Genomic DNA, 1,166 nt, shown 5'->3' with positions numbered 1-1,166 from the left:
CCGCAGGTACGCCGCGAACCGCCGCAGGTCGTCCTCGGGCCAGCCCTCCAGACGGGCGCGGAAGGCGTCCCGGCGGCGCGCGGTCACCTGGGCGAGGATCTCCCGCCCGGCCGGCGTGAGGTCCAGCACCTGTACGCGCTGGTCCTGCGGGTCGGCGCGCCGCGCGATCAGCCCGGCGCCTTCGAGGGCCGACACCTGGCGGCTCACCGTCGACTTGTCGAGGGCGTAGTGGGCGGCCAGGTCGGTGGCGCGGCAGCCGCCGCTCCCCTCCAGGTGCCCGAGGAGCGTGTACGAGACCAGGGACAGCTCCGGGTGCATCCGGCCCGCCGAGGCGCGGGCGCGCCGCGCGAAGGCGGTCATCTCGTGGTGGATGGTCTCGACGGCCTCGTCGCCCTCGTCCGTCTCGTCGGCTGCGCTCACGGTCTGTCCTCCCTGTAGCGGTTGCACACTACAACCACCGGTCGCGGCGGGCGACCGGCAGCCCTGCCGGCGGGTGCGGCCGTGTAATGTTGCCGTCCGGCTGCGGACCGCCCCAGCCGTGCCGGACCGAGGAGGTGAGCCCCATTACCGCTGTGTCAGCTCGGGTGCTCCCGTACCAGGACCTCACCGGCAGCAGGTGATCCCAGGAGTGCCCTTCGGCTTCCGAAAGGCTCCCGGCTTCCATGCCACCTTCTTACGATCATGTCGTCACCGCGCTCCGCTCCGCCGGCTGTGTCTTCGCCGAGGACGAGGCGCGACTGATCCTCTCCACCGCCCGCACCCCGGCCGAACTCACCGCGATGGTGGACCTCCGTGCGGCCGGCCGGCCCCTTGAGCACGTGCTGGGCTGGGCCGAGTTCAGCGGGCTGCGCATCGCGGTCGAACCCGGTGTGTTCGTGCCCCGGCGGCGTACCGAGTTCCTGGTCCGCCAGGCCGTGCGGCTCGCTCCCCGGGCGCCGGTCGTGGTCGACCTGTGCTGCGGGTCGGGGGCGGTGGGCGCCGCGCTCGTCGCCGCGCTGCCCGGGGCCGAGCTGCACGCGGCCGACATCGCCCCCGCCGCCGTGCGGCTCGCTCCCCGGGCGCCGGTCGTGGTCGACCTGTGCTGCGGGTCGGGGGCGGTGGGCGCCGCGCTCGTCGCCGCGCTGCCCGGGGCCGAGCTGCACGCGGCCGACATCGACCCCGCCGCC

The 1,166-nt window shown here is 75.1% G+C and carries 2 protein-coding genes; one reads left to right on the top strand and one right to left on the bottom strand.

Annotation, left to right across the window (positions count from 1 at the left end; all coding sequences use genetic code 11):
• Positions 1-360, bottom strand: a 360-nt coding sequence (locus FGF04_RS39345) for a MarR family winged helix-turn-helix transcriptional regulator (protein ID WP_149516183.1), incomplete at its 3' end; no start/stop codon positions are given.
• A 302-nt stretch (positions 361-662) separates the two neighbouring features.
• Between FGF04_RS39345 and FGF04_RS39340 the strand changes: the two genes are divergently transcribed.
• The coding region (locus tag FGF04_RS39340; RefSeq protein ID WP_149516182.1) for a methyltransferase at positions 663-1,166 on the top strand (504 nt) is incomplete at its 3' end.

The organism is Streptomyces apricus, assembly GCF_008369065.1.
Classification (GTDB): domain Bacteria; phylum Actinomycetota; class Actinomycetes; order Streptomycetales; family Streptomycetaceae; genus Streptomyces; species Streptomyces apricus.
Note: the sequence above shows the minus strand (reverse complement) of the source record. Positions and strands in the feature narration are given on the sequence as shown.